Origin of the sequence: Rhodocista pekingensis (assembly GCF_042665545.1) — a bacterium.
Classification (GTDB): domain Bacteria; phylum Pseudomonadota; class Alphaproteobacteria; order Azospirillales; family Azospirillaceae; genus Rhodocista; species Rhodocista pekingensis.
The window spans coordinates 151,560-168,598 of sequence record NZ_JBHTCM010000007.1; the positions used below are offsets into that span (position 1 = coordinate 151,560).

Below are 17,039 nucleotides of genomic sequence, written 5' to 3' on the forward strand. Positions count from 1 at the left end.
GGCTCCCCGCGCGGCGTCCTCTTCCGCGGAATGTCGTCGTCGAACCGTGCGGCGGACCGTCCGGAGGACCTGCCGGTCAGCGGTCCTTCGGCGGGTCCATCAGCTTCTGCATGAGGTAGACCCCTTGCAGACCGGTGATGAAGGCGCGCTGCTTCAGGTTGGCCGCCGCCGAGTGGCCGCCCTCGATGTTCTCGTAATAGAGCACCGGATGGCCCTGGGACTGCATCCGGGCCGCCATCTTGCGGGCGTGGCCGGGATGCACGCGGTCGTCCTTGGTCGAGGTGTAGAAGAAGACCTCGGGGTAGTCCTTGTCCTTCTTCACGTTCTGGTACGGGCTGTACTTCTCGATGTAGGCCCGTTCCTCGGGGATGTCGGGGTTGCCGTACTCGCCCATCCAGGACGCGCCGGCCAGCAGCTTGTTGTAGCGCAGCATGTCCAGCAGCGGCACGGCGCAGATCACGGCGTTGTAGAGGTCCGGCCGCTGCGTGAAGGCGGTGCCGACCAGGAGGCCGCCGTTGGAGCCGCCGAAGATGCCCAGCCGCTTCGGGCTGGTGACCTTCGTCTTCACCAGATCCTCCGCCACGGCGGCGAAGTCGTCGAAGGCGCGCTGCCGGTTCTCCTTCAGCGCGGCCTGGTGCCAGCGCGGCCCGTACTCGCCGCCGCCGCGGATGTTGGCGACGACATAGACCCCGCCCGCCTCAAGCCACGCCTTGGACAGGGGCGACAGGTAGGCGGGCGTCGAGCTGATCTCGAACCCGCCATAGCCGTACATCAGGGTCGGGGCGTCGGCGGTCGGCTCCAGCCCCTTGCGCTTCACGATGAAGTAGGGGACGCGGGTGCCGTCGGCGCTGGTGGCGAAACGCTGCTCGGTGGTGAAGGGGGCGGCGTCGAAGCGGGCCGGCAGCGACTTGATCGCCTCCGGCGCGCCGCCGCCCGGCATCAGGTACAGCGTATCGGGTTGCAGGAAGCTGGCGAAGTTCACCAGAACGTCCGTGCTGAAGCTGTCGGTGGAGACGATGCGGAGGCTGCCGGCCTCGGGCAGGGCCACGTCCTTGCGGACCCAGCCGTCCTTGCCCGAGGTCAGCGCCGTCAGCCGGCCCTTCACATCGTCCAGCAGGGCGGCGTAGACGGCGTCCTTGGCGATGGCGACGGACTGGATGGCGACCGTGTCCGTCGGCGCCAGGATCAGCTCGGCGGTCTTCGGCGCCGCACCGCCCTCGATCTCCGCCAGCGGCACGGCGACCAGCGCGCCCTGCGGCAAGGTCTTGCCGCCCACCGTCCAGGCGGCGCGCAGCAGCAGCAGCAGCCGGCCCTGGAAGGTGCCCTGCAACTCCACGGTCAGCGGCAGCGCCAGCTTCGTGGCCTTGCCGTCCTTGCCGACCAGATGCCATTCCTCGGTGAAGAAGTCCGGGCCGCGGTTGAGCAGCAGCACCGTGCCCTCCGGCCGGTGGATCGCCAGCGGCCGGGCCCAGACGTCGTCCTTCGCCACGGTCAGCAGCACCGGCGCCTTGGCAAGCTCGGTGCTGCGCTTCCAGAGCCGGACCTGCCGCGGATAGCCGCTGTCGGTCATGCTGTCGGGGCCGAAGTCGCTGGCGACCAGAAGTGTGTCCTGGTCGGCCCAGGCGTACCACTGCTTGGCCTCGGTCAGGACGAAGCCGTCCTTCACGAACGCCTTCTTCTCGACGTCGAACTCGCGGATCACGGCGGCGTCCTTGCCGCCGCGCGACAGCCGGACCAGGCAGCGGCTGCTGTCCGGTGCCAGGCAGAGATGGCCCTGGTAGACCCAGTTCTCGTTCTCTTCCTTGGCCAGGGCGTCGATGTCCAGCACCACGTCCCAGTCCGGCTCGGCCGTGCGGTAGCTGTCCACCGTGGTGCGGCGCCAGAGGCCGCGCACATGCGCCTCGTCCTGCCAGAAATTATCGACCACGCCGCCTTCCAGCGAGCCGTAGGGGATGCGGTCGCGCGCCGTCAGGATGCGCTCGGCCTCGGTCCGCAGCGGCTCGAAGCGGGGGTCCTTCTCCAGCCGGGCGAGCGTCTTCGCGTTCTGCTCGCGGGCCCAGGCGATGGCCTTGTCGCCCTCGACCTCCTCAAGCCACTGGAACTCGTCCGCCGCCATGTCCTTGACCTGTGCCGTCTGCTGCTGTGCCAGGGCGGCCCCGGCCAGCCCCGTGCCGGCCAGCAGACCGGCGGCCAGCGCCGCGAGAAGGGAACCCGTCTTCGCCATTGTTTCTTCTCCAAGCCTCCTGCCGGGGGCGGCCGCCCCCCTTCCTCGGGGTTTACCATCCCCCGGAGGGTGGCGGAAGGACAGCTTCGGCCCCTGGGCGGGGGGCCGCTCGGGGGGGACGCCCGGGGGGCGCCCGGGGGGAGGCGGTCCGCGGGCAGGTCCCCCGGCCTATCCTTCCCGCGCCGCGTCGCGGCAGGCCCGCAGCAGGGCGGGCCAGTCCTCCGGCGGGGTGCCGCGTGCGACCATGCGCCCGAACACGGCATAGGGATCGCCGGCATCGCCGTCCTTGCGCAGCCCGTCCGCCCCGTTCAGCCAGCAGTAGGCGATGATGCGGCTGCCGCTGTCGAAGCGGAAGAACAGCCGCCAGCGCCCGGTCGCGACCCGCCGCCAGGGTGAGAGTGGCCCCTTCAGCCGGTAGTCGGCCCGGTTCGGGTCGGCCGGCACTTCCACCAGCATGATGGTCAGCAGCCGGCCCAGCAGCTTGGCGTTGGGATGGTGGACATATCCCACCGGGTCCGCCGCGCGCAGCCGGCGGACACTGTCGGCCAGCCGGTCCAGGCTCTCCGTCAGAGCGGGATATTCCAGCAGGCGCCAGCCGTTGCGGATGACAGGCATCGCCCGCGCGGCCCTCAGAACGACGCACCGTCCAGGTCGTCGTCGTCGCCCACGGTGACGCCGGCGACCAGTTCCCGCATCTCCGCCAGCCGCTCCTCGGACAGGTCGCGCAACTGGCGGGCGTCGGCTTCGATGAAGGACAGCCAGGCCGCCAGCATCGGGTCGGCAGCGTCCTCCGCCGCGCTCTCCGCGGGCGGCTCCTGCGCCACGACCAGCATGACGCCGGGTCCGACCACCCGCGCCTTCAGGGCGCCGCGGAACTCCGGATGGCGGCGGAACAGCGCCTTGTCGAAGCGCAGCGCCTCCGAATTGCCGGCGGTCGTGCCACGGCCCTGGTAGTCGGTGCTGTCGGTGTGGCCACTGCGCCCGGTCATGTCAAACCCCTCCCCGCCGGCAGTACGGATGCCGGATGTACGAACAAGAGTACGCACGCCGCCGGGCAAGGGTCAAGGACGCTTCCGTCCGCGGACGCCTCAGTCCGCGAACGCCTCGTCCCAGGTGCCGCGGGTGGCGGCCTTGCTGTACTCGGTGGCGCGGTTCTCGAAGAAGTTGGTGTGCTCGATGCCGTTCAGGATGGCGTCCATCCAGGGCAGGGGGTTCTTCTCGATCCGGTAGACCGGCTCCAGGCCCAACTGGCCCAGCCGGCGGTCGGCGATCCAGCGGATGTAGCGCTTCACATCCTCGGCGGTCATGCCCTCCACCGGGCCCATCTCGAAGGCCAGGTCGATGAAGGCGTCCTCATGGTGGACGATCGTCTCGCAGCAGACGGTCAGCTCGCGCTGGAACGCCTCGGTCCAGACCTGCGGGTTCTCGTTCACGAAGGTGCGGAACAGCTTGATCATCGAGAGCGTGTGCAGCGTCTCGTCGCGCACCGACCAGGTGACGATCTGGCCCATCCCCTTCATCTTGTTGAAGCGGGGGAAGTTCATCAGGATCGCGAAGCTGGCGAACAGTTGCAGCCCCTCGGTGAAGGCGCCGAACACGGCCAGGGTCTTGGCGATGTCCTCCAGGCTGTCGACGTTGAAGCCCTGCATGTAGTCGTACTTGTCCTTCATCTCCTTGTAGCGGAGGAAGGCCGAGTACTCGATCTCCGGCATGCCGATCGTGTCCAGCAGGTGGCTGTAGGCCGCGATGTGGACCGTCTCCATGGCGGAGAAGGCGGCCAGCATCATGCAGACTTCGGTCGGCTGGAAGACGCGGCTGTAGTGCCGCATGTAGCAGTTGTTCACCTCCACGTCGGCCTGCGTGAAGAAGCGGAAGATCTGCGTCAGCAGGTTCCGCTCGGCCTCCGTCAGCTTCTGCCGCCAGTCCTTCACGTCGTCGGCCAGCGGCACCTCCTCCGGCAGCCAGTGGATGCGCTGCTGCGTCAGCCACGCCTCGTAGGCCCAGGGATAGCGGAAGGGCTTGTAGACCGGATTGGGCGTCAGCAGGGGGGAGGCCATGGCGTCCATACTATATCTAGGGGGTGGTGCGGTAAGATAGCACAGCATAGGCCCCAGGGAAGGGCTTCTGCCCGTCTCCCCCTGTGGAAAGCGGGGGCGGTTCCCGGCGCTCAGCGCCGCCGCGGGTCCTGGGCGCGGGTCGCGGCCTCCAGCGTGCGGGCAGCGAGGGCCTGCACCTCCTCCGGCGTCAGGCGGCCGTCGCCGTCCGCATCGGCGGCGGCGAAGCGCGCCTCCGCCTGGGTCCGCAGCTCCGCTGCCGTCACCTGGAAGTCGGCATCCGTGTCGGCCGACATCACGGCGTCCAGGCGGGGCCGGGCCCGGCTGCGGGCGGCACGCTCGCGCGGGACGACGCCTGCCGCGCCCGGATCGCCGCCCGGCGCCCCTTCCGCCCCCGGCCGTCCGCCCCCGGCCGGGGGCGGCGGGGCGCGGAACGGGGAGCGCAGGCGGTACTCTGTCAGTTCGGCGGCGGTGATGCGGCCGTCGCGGTTCAGGTCGAAGGCGGCGAAGGCGCGGTCGGTGTCGGCCAGGAGTTCGATCCGGTCCACGACGCCGTCGCCGTTGCGGTCGGCCCTGCGGAACCAGTCGGTCAGCGCGGCGCGGTAGGCGTCCGGGTCCGGGGTGGGGGCGGACAGCGGCTCCCCCGCCGGACTCAGGGCCGTCAGGCGGGGGCGCGGGGCCTGCGGATCGGGACCGGCGGCGCAGGCGGCGAGCAGCAGGGTCAGCGCGGCGAGGGCGGGAAGCTGGCGCATGGGCGGCGGGTCTCGGCTTCGGCGCGCGAGCGCCGGGAAGGGGGACGGCGCGTCAGCGCCAGGAAAAGGTGGCGGCGCGCGAGCGCCGGGAATGGACGACGGCGCGACGGCGCCGGGGAAGGGACGGCGGCGGGTGAGCGCCGGGGAACGGGCGGGACCTCAGCTTACACGTCGGCCGCGGCGGCGAGTAGCCTTCCGGGCGGGCTGCCCGCGCACGGGCCGGCATTTCGCAGGTGCGCACGGGGGCGGTGCAGGTTAAAGCTGGCGATCCACCCGCCCCACCGCCCCGCTGCCCGGCATGCCCATGACCGTCCGACTGGCCATCTTCGACTTCGACGGCACGCTGGCCGACAGCTATCCCTGGTTCGCCGCGAACTTCAATTCGATGGCGGAACGATGGCGCGTTCCCAGGCTCTCGCGGGAGGAGCTGGAGGCGATGCGGGACACCGGCGCGCGCACCCTGATCGCGCATCTGGGGGTGCCGTCCTGGAAGCTGCCGCTGATCGCGGCCGACATGAAGCGGCGCATGGCGCGGGACATCGACAGCCTGCCCCTGTTCGACGGCGTGCCCGCGCTGCTGGCCGGGCTGCGCGCCGCGGGCACCACCATCGCCGTCCTGACCTCCAACTCCGAACCCAACGTGCGCCGGGTGATGGGGCCGGATGTGGCGGGAACCGTCGATTGTTTCGTCTGCGGAACGGCGCTGTTCGGCAAGGCCCCGAAGCTGCGCCGGCTGCTGCGCGACCTGCGCGTGCCGGCGGCGGAGGCGCTCGCCATCGGGGACGAGATCCGCGACCTCGATGCGGCGCGGGAGGCGGGGGTGCCCTTCGCCGGGGTCGCCTGGGGCTATACCCGCCGGGCCGCGCTCGCCGCCGCCGGGGCCGATCCGGTCTTCGATACGGTGGCCGGAATGGCCGCCGGACTGGGCGTCCGCCTGTAGCGCCGGCGCGGGGCCGTCACCCCGGGGCCGCCACCCCGGCGCCGCCCTCCGGTGCGGGTCCCCGGGGCGCTGGCACGCCGGGCGGGATTGGTGTACCTCACCGCCGTGCTGCGCCGCGGGACCCGCCGGGGTCCGCCGGCCGACCAGTCCGCAAGGGAAGGGACCCGCCATGAGCGCCACCGGTCAGTCCAAGCGCCTCGCCGTGCCCGACATCGCCGCCCGCAAGGGCCGGGAGCCCGTCGCCGTGCTGACGGCCTACACCGTCTCCATGGCCCGCCTGCTGGACCCGCATGTGGAGGTGCTGCTGGTGGGCGACAGCCTGGGCATGGTGCTGTACGGCTTCGACAGCACCCTGCCGGTGACGCTGGACATGATGATCGCCCATGGCGGGGCGGTGGTGCGCGGCTCGTCGCGCGCCTGCGTCGTCGTGGACATGCCCTGGGCCAGCTACCAGGAAAGCCGCGAGCAGGCCTTCCGCAACGCAGCCCGCATCCTGGCTGAGACCGGCTGCGCCGCCGTCAAGCTGGAAGGCGGGGAGGAGATGGCGGAGACGGTCGATTTCCTGGTCCGCCGCGGCATCCCGGTGATGGGCCATGTCGGGCTGACGCCGCAGGCGGTCAACGCGCTGGGCGGCTACCGCGCCCGCGGCCGCAGCGACGCCGAGCAGGCGAAGATCCTGAGCGATGCCCGCGCCGTGGCCGAGGCCGGCGCCTTCGCCCTGGTCGTGGAGGGGGTGGTGGAGCCGCTGGCCCGCGCCGTGACGGAGGCCGTGCCCTGCGTCACCATCGGCATCGGCGCGTCCGCCGCCTGCGACGGGCAGGTGCTGGTGTCCGACGACCTGCTGGGCCTCTACGGCGCCTTCACCCCGAAGTTCGTCCGGCGCTATGCCGAGCTGGGGCCGGTGATCGGGGAGGCCGCCGCCGCCTATGCCGCCGATGTGCGCGCCCGCCGCTTCCCCGGCGCCGAGCACGTCTTCGCGGCCCGGAAGGCGTCCTGATCCTTCCGGCCCGCTTTCTTCGGGCCCGTTTCCTTCCGGCCCCTGTGCCTCAAGGCCGCCGGCGGTTCAGCCGACCGCGGTGGTGGCCGGCTGGCGCGGGGTGCCCGGCTGCGGCGCCGGCAGCTCGACATTCACCTCCAGCATGGAGCAGCCGCTCTCCCGCTCCAGCTTGACGGCGACCTTGTCGTCGTCGATCGGCACGTACTTCTTGATGACGGCCAGCAGTTCCTTCTGCAAGGCCGGCAGGAAGTCGGGCGCGTTGCGGTCGGCGCGTTCGTGCGCCAGCACGATCTGGAGGCGGTCCTTCGCGGTTGTGGCGGTCGGTTCCTTGTTCCGGCGGAAGAAATCCATAAGGTTCATGCGGACCTCCGCAGCAGCCGGTCGAAGAAGCCCTTGCGCTCCGGCTTGGCGAAGCGGTGCTCGATCTTCTCGCCCAGGAAGCGGGCCACAGCGTCCATGTAGGCCTGCCCGGCGGTGGACTTCTCGTCCAGGATGACCGGCATGCCGACATTGCTGGCCTTCAGCACGGCCGGGCTTTCCGGGATGATGCCGATCAGCGGGATGGCCAGGATCTCCAGCACGTCCTCCACCTTCAGCATCTCGCCCTTGTCCACGCGCTCCAGGTCGTAGCGCGTGACCAGCAGGTGCTCCTGCACCGGGTCCAGCCCCATCTCGGCGCGGCGCGAGCGGGCCTGGATGACGCCCAGGATACGGTCGCTGTCGCGCACCGAGGAGACCTCGGGGTTGGTCACGATGATGGCGTGGTCGGCGAAGTAGAGCGCCATCTGCGCGCCCCGCTCGATGCCGGCCGGGCTGTCGCAGACGATGTAGTCGAACTCCTTCTTCAGCTCCTCCAGGATGCGCTCCACGCCGTCACGGCTGAGCGCGTCCTTGTCCCGCGTCTGCGAGGTGGGGAGGATGAACAGGTTCTCGACCCGCTTGTCCTTGATCAGCGCCTGGCTGAGCCGCGCCTCGCCATGGATCACGTTGATGAAGTCGAAGACGACACGGCGCTCGCACCCCATGATGAGGTCGAGGTTCCGCAGACCCACGTCGAAATCGATGATGCAGGTCTTGAACCCACGCAGGGCAAGGCCCGTCCCGAAGGCGGCGCTGGAGGTCGTCTTGCCCACGCCGCCCTTGCCGGAAGTCATCGTGATGATCTTGGCCAAGAGGCGTCTCCACTTCTTCTGGTTGACGGGCGCCCCGTGCTCACACGGCCACGGGGTCGATATGCAGGAAACCGTTGTCGAGATAGATCTGGACCTGCCGGCGCCGCAGCGACTTGTCCATGTCCTCGCTGACCCGGTAGAGGCCGGCGATGGAGACCAGTTCGGCTTCCAGGCTGTGGCAGAAGATGCGGGCGCTGCGGTCGCCGCCGACGCCGGCCAGGGCGCGGCCGCGCAGGGCACCATAGACGTGGATGCTGCCGTCGGCCACCAGCTCGGCGCCGGGGCTGACGGCCCCGATCACGATCAGGTCGCCGCCCTCGGCATAGATCTGGCGGCCGGACCGGATCGGTTCGGTGACGATCAGGCTGCCGCGCGAGGGGGCAGGGGGCGGGGGCGGGGCCGGCTGCGGGGGCTGCTGCGGCTGTGCCGCCGCGGCGGGCGGGCCGCCGCCGCCCAGCGCGCCCTGCGCCGCGCTGCGGCCGGAATCCGCCAGCGGCCGGATCGGTTCGGAGGCGCCGCCGCGGGCCGGCGGCACGACGGCCAGCCCGGCCGCCAGCGCCGCGTCCTGCAATTCGCGGGTGCCGCCCTGGAGTCCGATGCAGATCAGGCCCAGATTGCGCAGCAGCCCGGTGAACTGGGCGAAGTCGAAGGGCGCGCCGGCCGGCAGGTCGTCCAGGTCCAGCACGACGGGCGCGTTGCGGAAGAAATTGGGCGCCTGCGCGATCTTGCCCGCCAGAACGGGGAAGAAATTCGGGTTGCGCGGATCGCCCACCTTCAGGACCATCAGGGTGAAGGTGCTTCCGCGCATCTGGAACGGCGCATCACGATAGGCCACCTGGGCGCTTGTATTCACTGGTCCCCACCCGTCATCCGCGACCCGGCCGGCGCCACTCTGTTCGAATCGAAACGGTCGCACTCCCGGGCCGGTGCGCCGGACCCCATCCTCGGAATCCTGGCACCGACCTGTGCGGGAAGCGCCGTTCAAGCCCAAGCAGGCGCTGCCGTCAAGCGGGATCGTCCGCCATATTTTGAGACAAAACCCGGGTCTTATACAAGATTTATGTTATTGCGTGCAAAGGCTTCACATGGGTCCGGAAAAGATCGCGGACCCACGGTCGTTCCCCCGAACTATGCCGTCCGGAAGGGGCCCGGCAAGCGCGGAATCGGGTAGCCGGCGCGACCAGGGCATGCCCCCGACGCGGGATCAGCCGCCTTCCCCGGTCGCGCCCGCTCCGCCCAGACGGGCCAGGCGCGCCCGGTACTCGGCTTCCGGGATCAGGCCGCGGCGGAACAGGGCGGTCAGCGCCTGCCGGGCGCGGCGGTCGTCCTCGGCCCGGTCCGGCGCCTCGGTGCCGGACTCCTCGTCCGTCACCGCGCCGGCCGCCGCCGGGTATCCACCGCCCCTGTAGCCGGGTCCTGCTGCCATGGCCGCCTCCGTCGCTCGCCGTCCCGTCCTGCCGCCGGGCAGTCTAGCCGAGCCGGCCCGGCCGGGCCACCCCGGGCCGGAGACGGGACCTGTTCCGCGTCTCTTGCGCAATATCTTGTGTGAACCTTCCGTTGCTGACGCAACACATGCTGACGTGCGGCATTTATTCCGGTACTCTCCGAACCGTGGTGCAGCCGCTGAAGGAAGACCGGGACTTGCGACGCCGGGACCTGCCAGCCTCTCCGATCCCGCTCCAGGCGAAGGAACCCGCCCCCGATGGCGGTGCCCTTCCGGCCTCTGCCGCTGCCCCCCTGCCGAAACCGCACGCCTCCGCCGGAGGGTGCGGTTTTTTCGTGCGCGCGTTTCCCCGACCCCCTTGGAGGAGAAACCTAGATGGCCAAGCGCCAGTCCAGAGCCGCTGCTTCCGCCGATGCCAAGGTCCACCCGCTGTTTCCGCGCGGGGCGGCCTGGGACCCCCTGGGCGGTGACCCCTTGGGCGGGGATCGCCGGGAGCAGAGCTATGTCCGGACGGTCAAGCCGCAGAGCGAGGGTCAGAAGGAACTGATGGAGGCGATCGCCGGCCACCACCTGACGCTCGCGCTCGGCCCCGCCGGCACGGGCAAGACCTACCTCGCCATCTCGGCGGCGGTGGAGGCGCTGGACGCCGGCCGGGTGGACCGCATCGTGCTGTCGCGCCCCGCCATCGAGGCGGGGGAGAGCATCGGCTATCTGCCGGGCGACATGGGGGAGAAGATGGCCCCCTTCCTGCGTCCGCTCTATGATGCGCTGAACGACCGGCTGGGCGGCAAGCGCGCCCGTGCCTTGATGGCGGACGGCGCCATCGAGATCGCGCCCGTGGGCTTCATGCGCGGGCGCACCCTGAACAACGCCTTCATCGTGATCGACGAGGCGCAGAACTGCACCTATGCCCAGATCAAGATGCTGCTGACCCGGCTCGGCTGGCACTCGACCATGGTGCTGACCGGCGATCCGGACCAGTCAGACCTGCTGGACGGGCTGTCCGGTCTGGCGGACATCGCCCGCCGGCTGGAGGCGGTGGAGGGTATCGGCGTCGTCCGGCTGGGCGACCGCGACATTGTCCGCCACCCGCTGGTGGCCAGCATGCTGACGGTGCTCTGACGGGGCGCTGCCGGCGGAATTTCCGGCGGCCGGGGCTGTTCACGGGGGAGCGGGCGGAGCAACCGCCCGTTTCCGCGATCCCCGCCCCTGCCTCCGCCCCGGAGCGACCGATGACCCACGATCCGGCCTATCCCGCCGCCATGCTTCCCGACACCGGCCGCATGGCCGTGCTGGCCCGCAACTGGTGGGCCTTCCTGCTGCGCGGCCTGCTCGGGCTCCTGTTCGGGCTGGTCGCCATCCTTCTGCCCGGCCCGGCGCTGCTCAGCCTTGCCCTGCTGCTGGCCGTCTTCCTGCTGGCCGACGGCGTGCTGGCGATCGTCGCCGGCGTGCGCGCCGCACAGAAGGGCGACCGCTGGACGGCCCTGGCACTGGAAGGGGTGGCCGGCATCGCGGTCGGCATCCTGGCGCTCTCCTGGCCGGGAGCGACGGTGCTGGTGCTGATCTGGCTGGTCGGCGCCTGGGCCATCTTCACCGGCGTTCTGGAACTGGTCGCCGCCCGCGCCGTGACGGGCACGGCCGGGCGGATCTGGCTGGTGCTGGGCGGCGTGCTCTCCGTCCTGCTGGGCATCCTGATGATCGCCGTGCCGTTCCCGGCCGGCGGGGCCGCCGTGGTCTTCCTGGTCGGCGCCTACGCGATCCTGTTCGGCAGCGTCATGATCGCCTGGAGCTTCCAGCTCCGCCGGCTCGACCGCCGCCTGCACGCGCGCGGGACGGCACCGCGTGGCGCCGTCCCGCATACCTGACCGCCTGCCTCCGGCCGCGACACCCGTCCTACAGCGCGACCCCGTCGAAGGCCGACTTCAGCACCTCGGCGCTGTGGCGCAGCGCCGAGGCTTCGGCCTCGTCCAGGTCCGGCGTCAGGGTGCTGATGACGCCCGCGGCCCCGAGCAGGCGGGGCAGCGAGAGCGCCACCTGCGGCACGCCCAGGCAACTGTCCGTCAGCATGGAGCAGGTGACCAGCGCCCGCTCGTCGTTGGCGATCACCTGCGCCAGCCGGGCCAGGCCGCCGCCGATGCCGTACCAGGTGGCGCCCTTGCCCTTGATGATCCGGTAGGCGGCGCAGCGCACCTCGTCGTCGATGCGGGCCTTCACGGCATCGGTGACGGGCCGGCCGACCTGGTCGCCGACCACCGCCACGTTCAGCCCGCCGGCCTCGGCGTTCGACCAGTGCAGCACCTCGCTGTCGCCGTGCTCGCCCAGGACGTGGGCATGCACCGACTTCGGGCTGACGCCCAGATGCTGGCCCAGCAGCGCGCGATAGCGCGCGGTGTCCAGGATGGTGCCGGAACCGATCACCCGGCAGGTCGGCACGCCGTGGCGGGCGGCGATGACGGTGGAAATCTGGGTCATCACGTCCACCGGGTTCGTCGCCACCAGCAGGATCGTCTGTGGCGCCGCCTTGAGGACCTCGGGGATGATGCCGCCGAAGATCTCGGCATTGCGGGTCAGCAGCTCCAGCCGCGTCTCGCCCGGCTTCTGGTTGACCCCGGCGGCCAGCACCACCAGCCCGGCCCCGTCCAGGTCGGCATAGCTGCCGGCGCGGACCTTGGTGGGATAGGCGAAAGGGGTGGCGTGCAGGATGTCGCGCGCCTGCGCGTCCGCCAGTTCGCCGTTGCGGTCCACCAGCACGATCTCGCTGCCGACTCCGCGCATCACCATGGCATAGGCGGCTGTGCTGCCGACGAACCCGGCTCCGACGATGCCGATCTTCATGCCGTTCTCCTTTTTTCCTCTCGATCCCGGTAACCATAACAGCTTCGATGGTGTCCGGGTGTTGAGTCAGGTCAAGCGGAGCGCTCCTTCCGCCCGCTCCCGCTCCGGCGGGCCTTTCCTCCCCGGGGCCGAGCGCGTAGGCTGCGGCCGGTCCCGTCCAGGTCCGGCTCGCCCCTGGTGCCGCCGCGTCCGCGGGACCATCTGACGGGACGCTTCCGGAGATACCGCCCGGCCCGCCCTCACCGGAGAGCCACCCGGAGAGGAGATCGCCGGAGAGAACGCCCCAGGAGAGAACGCGCATGACGACATCCCGAGTTCTCCGCATCGCCATCGGCATCCTGGCCGGGCTGATCCTCGCCGCCCTGGTGGCGCTCTGGACGGTGCGGCAGGATGCCGGCCGGGCCGGCGGCGTGCCCGCGGGGGCCGTCGCCACGCCGGGGGTGACCATCGGCGGCGACTTCCGGCTGGTGGACGAGACGGGGCGCGAGGTCACCTCGGCCGACTATGCCGGCAGGTACCGGCTGATCTTCTTCGGCTTCACCTTCTGCCCGGACATCTGTCCGACGGAATTGCAGCTCATCGCCCGTGCGCTCGATGCGCTGGGGTCGGACGCGGCGGCGGTGCAGCCGCTGTTCGTCAGCATCGATCCCGAGCGCGACGGTCCGGCCCAGCTCGCCGAGTACACGGACATGTTCCACCCCGCCATTGTCGGGCTGACCGGCACGCCGGAACAGGTGGCGGCCGCTGCCCGCGCCTTCCGTGTCTACTATGCCAAGGCGCCCGCCGCCGACGGCTCCAGCTACACCATGGACCACTCCACCTACACTTACCTGATGGGGCCGGACGGCGGGTTCCTCACCGTCTTCCCCCGCGGGACCGAGGCCGGCGAGATCGCCGACGCCATCCGCCAGTACATCCGCTCCGGAAGCCGATAGGGAGAACCGCATCCATGTCCGCCAAGTCCGTCCGGCTGGCCGCCGCCGCCGCCCTCTGCGCCCTGCTGGCCGGTCCGGCCCTGGCCGCGACCGATCCGCTGCCCCCGGTCAAGGCCGGGCCGCTGTCGCTGGAGGTGGTGTGGGCACGCGCCACCGCCTCGTCCGCCAAGGCGGGTGCCGCCTACCTGACCATCGTCAACGGCGGTGCCGACGACCGCCTGACCGCCGCCGCCTCTCCGGTGGCGGAGACGGTGGAGCTGCACACCCACATCATGGACGGCTCCGTCGCCCGCATGCGCAAGGTCGAGGGCGGCATCGAGATCCCCGGCGATGCCGAACTGGTGCTGGAGCCCGGCGGGCTGCACGTCATGCTGATGGGCCTGAAGCAGCCCTTGAAGCCGGGCGAGAGCTTCCCGCTGACCCTGACCTTCGAGAAGGCGGGGACTGTCGGGCTGACGGCGCAGGTGCGCGCGCCCGGCGACGAGCCCGACGCCCATGCCGGGCACGACCACGATCATGAGCATGGCGACGACCATGACCACGATCACGACCATGGGGACGGGAAGGCCGCCGACCACCATCACTGAGGCCGCCGGGGCGTGGCCGGCGGGGTGTCCTCCGTCGGCCACGGGCTCCGGCACCGCGCCGGTCCGTTCCCGGACGGTGCCGCCTGCTGCGCCGCAGCATTCCCTTGGAGGCGGAGACTAAACCTTGTCATTTCATATACTTAGCGGAGAGTTTTCGACACTTGACAGGGGTAGGTGCGGCCCGTATGGTGCCGCCGCTTTCGCGCGGCGTCGAACTCGGCGGCGAAGGGGGCTCCCATCATGACGGATGATCCGGGCATGGCGGGGGACAGAACACCCCCCTCGCTGGACGAGATCGAGGCCAGGCTGCGGCAGGCGCGGCGGAACGCCGGCATCGCGACATCGTCGCCCGAACCGGGGGGTGAAGTCGATACGCGCGGCGGGCTGGGCTTCGGTTTCCGGATCGGGGTCGAGCTGCTCGCCGCGATGGTTGTCGGTGTCGGCGGCGGTCTGATGATCGACCGCTGGCTGGGGACGTCGCCCTGGGGGCTGGTGGGGATGTTCTTCCTCGGCGCGGGCGCCGGGGTCATGAACGTCTTCCGGGCCGTCACGGGCGCCGGTTACGCAGTTGGGTTCCGGCATTCCGCCGAGGCGGAAGAGGCCGGAGAAAGTCGGCAGGACGAAGGGCGAGGACACCGTGGCTGATCCGCTGCATCAATTCGAAATCCAGCCGATCGTGCCGATCCAGATCGGCGGGCTCGACCTCTCCTTCAGCAATTCCGCGGCCTTCATGGTCGCGGCGGTGATCGCCACCACGACGCTCCTGATGTTCGGCATGCGCGGTCGGGCCATCGTGCCGGGCCGCTTGCAGTCGATGGCGGAGCTTCTCTACGAATTCATCGCCGGCATGGTGAAGGAGAATGCGGGGCCGGAGGCCCGGCGCTACTTCCCGCTGGTGTTCTCGATCTTCACCTTCATCCTGTTCGGCAACCTGCTGGGCATGATCCCGGGGGCGTTCACCTTCACCAGCCACATCGCCGTGACGTTCGCGCTGGCGATGGTGGTGTTCCTGTTCGTGACGATCCTGGCGCTGGTGCGGCACGGCCTGCACTTCTTCTCGTTCTTCATGCCCCAGGGCGCGCCGATCTGGCTGGCGCCGCTGATCGTCCCGATCGAGATCGTCTCCTACCTGTCCCGGCCGGTCAGCCTCAGCATCCGACTGTTCGCCAACATGATGGCCGGTCACACGATGCTGAAGGTCTTCGCCGGGTTCACGGTCAGCATGGGCGCCGCCCTTGGCGGGCTCGGCTACGCCTTCGGTCTGATCCCTGTCCTTCTCAACGTGGCCCTGATCGGCTTCGAGATCCTCGTCGCCTTCATGCAGGCCTACGTCTTCACCATCCTGACCTGCATCTACATCCGCGACGCAATCGAACTGCACTGAGCGCTCGAACGCACAAGAAGCGGGGGTCGGGTTAACCGTCCAACCGTCCCATCGGAAGAGGAAGAGTTAAAATGGAAGCTGAAGCGGCAAGGTACATCGGCGCCGGGCTGGCCATGTTCGCCCTGGCCGGCGTTGGCATCGGTATCGCCAACATCTTCTCCAACCTGATCGCTTCGGTCGCCCGCAACCCGGCGGCCCGCAACCAGGTGTTCCCGATCGGCATTCTGGGCTTCGCGCTGACCGAAGCCGTCGCGCTGTTCGCGCTGCTGATCGCCTTCCTGATCCTGTTCGCCTGAGCCAGTCCCTTCCGGCTCGATGGAACGGTCCGCGGCGTGGGGATGTCTCCGCGCCGCGGTTTGTTGGGGCCGGCCCCCGCCTTCGGGCACGGGGGCCCGCGCTTCCCGGGATCGAGGCGGCTGCCGGGCCTTCCGGCGGCCGCGCACGCAAGGTGATCCTCGCATGGTGGATTTCAGGCTGACGTTGGCCCGGCGGGCCGGGGCCCTGGTGCTGGGTCTGGCGCTGGCCGCTTCCCCGGCCCTGCCGGCTTTCGCCCAGGATGCCGGGGCGCCGCAGGGCGTGACCCAGGAGGTGGCGCCGCCGGCGGCCGCCCAGGACGACGCGCACGGCACGGCGGAGCACATCGCCGAGGGCGTGGCGGCGGAGACGGCGGAGCACGCCAAGGGCGGGCTGCCGCAGCTCAACCCCGATACCTACCCGACCCAGATCTTCTGGCTGGCGGTGACCTTCGGCCTGCTGCTGTTCCTGATGTCCAAGGTGGCGCTGCCCCGCGTCGCCGAGGTGCTGGAAGCCCGGCAGGAGAAGATCGCCGACGACCTCGACCGCGCCGGTGCGCTGAAGGCCGAGGCGGACGCCGTCATCGAGAATTACGAGCGCGAGCTGGCCGAGGCCCGCGCCAAGGCGCAGAAGGTGCTGTCCGACGCGACCCACGCGGCGGAGAGCGAAACGACGCAACGCCTGGGTGAGCTGGCCGCCGATCTGGCCGAGCGCGCCCGCGCCGCCGAAGCCCGCATCGAGCAGGCCCGGCGCGCCGCGCTGGGCAACATCCGCGGCGTCGCGGCCGAGACGGCCGTCGCCGCCGCGGCGAAGCTGGCCGGGCTGGATCTCGACCGGACCACCGCCGAGGCGGCGGTCGATGAGGCCCTGAACCGTGTCCGGCAGGAGGTCGCGTGATGTTCCAGAATCCTACCTTCTGGGTCCTCGTCGCCTTCGTGCTGTTCGTCGCCGCCGTCTGGCGCATCGCCGCGAACACCATCGGCAAGGCGCTGGACGACCGGGCGGAGCGCATCCGCGAGGAGATCGAGCAGGCGCAGAAGCTGCGCGAGGACGCCCAGGCGGCCCTCGCCCAGTACCAGCGCAAGCAGCGCGACGCGCTGAAGGAGGCGGAGAACATCATCGCCGCCGCCCGCGAGGAGGCCGACCGTATCCGCCGCCGCGCCGCCACCGACCTGGAGGCATCCCTGCGGCGGCGTGAGGCGCAGGCCATGGAGAAGATCGCCCAGGCCGAGGCCCAGGCCGTGCAGCAGGTCCGTGACCTCGCCGCGGACATCGCCGTCGCCGCCACGGAGCGCATCCTGGTCCAGAACATGGACGCGACGCGCGACGAGGCGCTGGTCGGCACCGCCATCGCCGAGCTTCCCTCCAAGCTCCACTGATCCCGGCCCCGCCGGTCCGGAAAAGGGCGCCCCTCGCGGGCG

At 70.7% G+C, this 17,039-nt stretch carries 21 protein-coding genes; 11 read left to right on the plus strand and 10 right to left on the minus strand.

Annotation, left to right across the window (positions count from 1 at the left end):
* Nucleotides 1-76: 76 nt before the first annotated feature.
* The 5 genes from ACFQPS_RS06830 to ACFQPS_RS06850 form a co-directional block, all read right to left on the minus strand.
* A complete protein-coding gene (locus ACFQPS_RS06830) occupies nucleotides 77-2,224 on the minus strand; it encodes a prolyl oligopeptidase family serine peptidase (RefSeq protein ID WP_377357597.1) in 2,148 nt (715 codons plus the stop codon).
* Between the two features lie 168 nt (nucleotides 2,225-2,392).
* A complete protein-coding gene (locus ACFQPS_RS06835) occupies nucleotides 2,393-2,839 on the minus strand; it encodes a type II toxin-antitoxin system YhaV family toxin (protein ID WP_377357599.1) in 447 nt (148 codons plus the stop codon).
* Between the two features lie 14 nt (nucleotides 2,840-2,853).
* Nucleotides 2,854-3,213, minus strand: a complete 360-nt coding sequence (locus ACFQPS_RS06840) for a hypothetical protein (protein WP_377357601.1) — start codon at nucleotides 3,211-3,213, stop codon at nucleotides 2,854-2,856.
* 99 nt (nucleotides 3,214-3,312) lie between these two features.
* The gene (locus ACFQPS_RS06845; RefSeq protein ID WP_012568632.1) at nucleotides 3,313-4,281 is read right to left on the minus strand and encodes a ribonucleotide-diphosphate reductase subunit beta; all 969 of its coding nucleotides are present in this window, start codon (nucleotides 4,279-4,281) and stop codon (nucleotides 3,313-3,315) included.
* A gap of 110 nt (nucleotides 4,282-4,391) precedes the next feature.
* Nucleotides 4,392-5,030, minus strand: coding sequence for an EF-hand domain-containing protein (locus tag ACFQPS_RS06850; RefSeq protein WP_377357602.1), 639 nt, complete (start codon nucleotides 5,028-5,030; stop codon nucleotides 4,392-4,394).
* A gap of 304 nt (nucleotides 5,031-5,334) precedes the next feature.
* Between ACFQPS_RS06850 and ACFQPS_RS06855 the strand changes: the two genes are divergently transcribed.
* On the plus strand, nucleotides 5,335-5,970 hold the full coding sequence (locus ACFQPS_RS06855) for an HAD hydrolase-like protein (RefSeq protein WP_377357604.1): 636 nt from the start codon (nucleotides 5,335-5,337) through the stop codon (nucleotides 5,968-5,970).
* Between the two features lie 169 nt (nucleotides 5,971-6,139).
* A complete protein-coding gene (panB, locus tag ACFQPS_RS06860) occupies nucleotides 6,140-6,967 on the plus strand; it encodes a 3-methyl-2-oxobutanoate hydroxymethyltransferase (RefSeq protein WP_377357606.1) in 828 nt (275 codons plus the stop codon).
* Between the two features lie 66 nt (nucleotides 6,968-7,033).
* Here the strand turns inward: panB and minE are convergent, their stop codons facing one another.
* From minE to ACFQPS_RS06880, 4 genes are all read right to left on the minus strand, one after another.
* Nucleotides 7,034-7,327 (minus strand): cell division topological specificity factor MinE, encoded by a 294-nt coding sequence (gene minE, locus ACFQPS_RS06865; protein WP_377357608.1) that lies wholly within the window; start codon nucleotides 7,325-7,327, stop codon nucleotides 7,034-7,036.
* Complete coding sequence (gene minD / locus ACFQPS_RS06870) at nucleotides 7,324-8,139, minus strand: septum site-determining protein MinD (protein ID WP_012568638.1); 816 nt, start codon at nucleotides 8,137-8,139, stop codon at nucleotides 7,324-7,326. The genes minE and minD overlap by 4 nt, the downstream gene beginning before the upstream one ends.
* Nucleotides 8,140-8,179: 40 nt before the next feature.
* Complete coding sequence (gene minC / locus ACFQPS_RS06875; protein ID WP_377357610.1) at nucleotides 8,180-8,992, minus strand: septum site-determining protein MinC; 813 nt, start codon at nucleotides 8,990-8,992, stop codon at nucleotides 8,180-8,182.
* 351 nt (nucleotides 8,993-9,343) lie between these two features.
* Nucleotides 9,344-9,565 carry a hypothetical protein gene (locus tag ACFQPS_RS06880; protein ID WP_377357612.1) on the minus strand — a complete coding sequence of 74 codons (222 nt, stop codon included), beginning with the start codon at nucleotides 9,563-9,565 and terminating at the stop codon, nucleotides 9,344-9,346.
* 393 nt (nucleotides 9,566-9,958) lie between these two features.
* On the opposite strand from ACFQPS_RS06880, the gene ACFQPS_RS06885 reads away from it, so the two are divergent.
* A complete protein-coding gene (locus tag ACFQPS_RS06885) occupies nucleotides 9,959-10,705 on the plus strand; it encodes a PhoH family protein (RefSeq protein ID WP_377357614.1) in 747 nt (248 codons plus the stop codon).
* A 110-nt stretch (nucleotides 10,706-10,815) separates the two neighbouring features.
* Nucleotides 10,816-11,448, plus strand: a complete 633-nt coding sequence (locus tag ACFQPS_RS06890) for an HdeD family acid-resistance protein (RefSeq protein WP_377357616.1) — start codon at nucleotides 10,816-10,818, stop codon at nucleotides 11,446-11,448.
* Between the two features lie 28 nt (nucleotides 11,449-11,476).
* Here the strand turns inward: ACFQPS_RS06890 and ACFQPS_RS06895 are convergent, their stop codons facing one another.
* Complete coding sequence (locus tag ACFQPS_RS06895; RefSeq protein ID WP_377357618.1) at nucleotides 11,477-12,418, minus strand: L-lactate dehydrogenase; 942 nt, start codon at nucleotides 12,416-12,418, stop codon at nucleotides 11,477-11,479.
* Nucleotides 12,419-12,717: 299 nt separating this feature from the next.
* On the opposite strand from ACFQPS_RS06895, the gene ACFQPS_RS06900 reads away from it, so the two are divergent.
* The 7 genes from ACFQPS_RS06900 (at nucleotide 12,718) to ACFQPS_RS06930 (ending at nucleotide 16,997) form a co-directional block, all read left to right on the plus strand.
* Nucleotides 12,718-13,353, plus strand: a complete 636-nt coding sequence (locus ACFQPS_RS06900) for an SCO family protein (RefSeq protein ID WP_377357620.1) — start codon at nucleotides 12,718-12,720, stop codon at nucleotides 13,351-13,353.
* A 14-nt stretch (nucleotides 13,354-13,367) separates the two neighbouring features.
* Nucleotides 13,368-13,940, plus strand: coding sequence for a copper chaperone PCu(A)C (locus tag ACFQPS_RS06905; RefSeq protein WP_377357622.1), 573 nt, complete (start codon nucleotides 13,368-13,370; stop codon nucleotides 13,938-13,940).
* A gap of 240 nt (nucleotides 13,941-14,180) precedes the next feature.
* Nucleotides 14,181-14,585 (plus strand): AtpZ/AtpI family protein, encoded by a 405-nt coding sequence (locus ACFQPS_RS06910; RefSeq protein WP_377357623.1) that lies wholly within the window; start codon nucleotides 14,181-14,183, stop codon nucleotides 14,583-14,585.
* A complete protein-coding gene (locus ACFQPS_RS06915) occupies nucleotides 14,578-15,324 on the plus strand; it encodes a F0F1 ATP synthase subunit A (RefSeq protein ID WP_377357625.1) in 747 nt (248 codons plus the stop codon). Before ACFQPS_RS06910 ends, ACFQPS_RS06915 begins: the two co-directional genes overlap by 8 nt.
* 71 nt (nucleotides 15,325-15,395) lie before the next feature.
* Nucleotides 15,396-15,620, plus strand: coding sequence for an ATP synthase subunit C family protein (locus tag ACFQPS_RS06920; protein ID WP_012568647.1), 225 nt, complete (start codon nucleotides 15,396-15,398; stop codon nucleotides 15,618-15,620).
* A 163-nt stretch (nucleotides 15,621-15,783) separates the two neighbouring features.
* Entirely contained in the window at nucleotides 15,784-16,515 is a 732-nt protein-coding gene (locus ACFQPS_RS06925) for a F0F1 ATP synthase subunit B family protein (protein WP_377357627.1), read from the plus strand.
* Nucleotides 16,515-16,997 (plus strand): F0F1 ATP synthase subunit B family protein, encoded by a 483-nt coding sequence (locus tag ACFQPS_RS06930; RefSeq protein WP_377357628.1) that lies wholly within the window; start codon nucleotides 16,515-16,517, stop codon nucleotides 16,995-16,997. Before ACFQPS_RS06925 ends, ACFQPS_RS06930 begins: the two co-directional genes overlap by 1 nt.
* The last annotated feature ends 42 nt before the right edge of the window (nucleotides 16,998-17,039 follow it).

Bases quoted from the DNA above. Each gene is read 5' to 3' on its own strand.
- ACFQPS_RS06890 (WP_377357616.1), top strand. From the start codon at position 10,816: ATGACCCACGATCCGGCCTATCCCGCCGCCATGCTTCCCGACACCGGC.
- ACFQPS_RS06930 (WP_377357628.1), top strand. From the start codon at position 16,515: ATGTTCCAGAATCCTACCTTCTGGGTCCTCGTCGCCTTCGTGCTGTTC.
- ACFQPS_RS06905 (WP_377357622.1), top strand. From the start codon at position 13,368: ATGTCCGCCAAGTCCGTCCGGCTGGCCGCCGCCGCCGCCCTCTGCGCC.
- panB (WP_377357606.1), top strand. From the start codon at position 6,140: ATGAGCGCCACCGGTCAGTCCAAGCGCCTCGCCGTGCCCGACATCGCC.
- ACFQPS_RS06850 (WP_377357602.1), bottom strand. From the start codon at position 5,030: ATGCGCCAGCTTCCCGCCCTCGCCGCGCTGACCCTGCTGCTCGCCGCC.
- ACFQPS_RS06925 (WP_377357627.1), top strand. From the start codon at position 15,784: ATGGTGGATTTCAGGCTGACGTTGGCCCGGCGGGCCGGGGCCCTGGTG.
- ACFQPS_RS06885 (WP_377357614.1), top strand. From the start codon at position 9,959: ATGGCCAAGCGCCAGTCCAGAGCCGCTGCTTCCGCCGATGCCAAGGTC.
- ACFQPS_RS06895 (WP_377357618.1), bottom strand. From the start codon at position 12,418: ATGAAGATCGGCATCGTCGGAGCCGGGTTCGTCGGCAGCACAGCCGCC.
- minE (WP_377357608.1), bottom strand. From the start codon at position 7,327: ATGAACCTTATGGATTTCTTCCGCCGGAACAAGGAACCGACCGCCACA.
- ACFQPS_RS06855 (WP_377357604.1), top strand. From the start codon at position 5,335: ATGACCGTCCGACTGGCCATCTTCGACTTCGACGGCACGCTGGCCGAC.
- ACFQPS_RS06840 (WP_377357601.1), bottom strand. From the start codon at position 3,213: ATGACCGGGCGCAGTGGCCACACCGACAGCACCGACTACCAGGGCCGT.
- ACFQPS_RS06880 (WP_377357612.1), bottom strand. From the start codon at position 9,565: ATGGCAGCAGGACCCGGCTACAGGGGCGGTGGATACCCGGCGGCGGCC.
- ACFQPS_RS06900 (WP_377357620.1), top strand. From the start codon at position 12,718: ATGACGACATCCCGAGTTCTCCGCATCGCCATCGGCATCCTGGCCGGG.
- ACFQPS_RS06835 (WP_377357599.1), bottom strand. From the start codon at position 2,839: ATGCCTGTCATCCGCAACGGCTGGCGCCTGCTGGAATATCCCGCTCTG.
- ACFQPS_RS06845 (WP_012568632.1), bottom strand. From the start codon at position 4,281: ATGGCCTCCCCCCTGCTGACGCCCAATCCGGTCTACAAGCCCTTCCGC.
- ACFQPS_RS06920 (WP_012568647.1), top strand. From the start codon at position 15,396: ATGGAAGCTGAAGCGGCAAGGTACATCGGCGCCGGGCTGGCCATGTTC.
- ACFQPS_RS06910 (WP_377357623.1), top strand. From the start codon at position 14,181: ATGACGGATGATCCGGGCATGGCGGGGGACAGAACACCCCCCTCGCTG.
- ACFQPS_RS06830 (WP_377357597.1), bottom strand. From the start codon at position 2,224: ATGGCGAAGACGGGTTCCCTTCTCGCGGCGCTGGCCGCCGGTCTGCTG.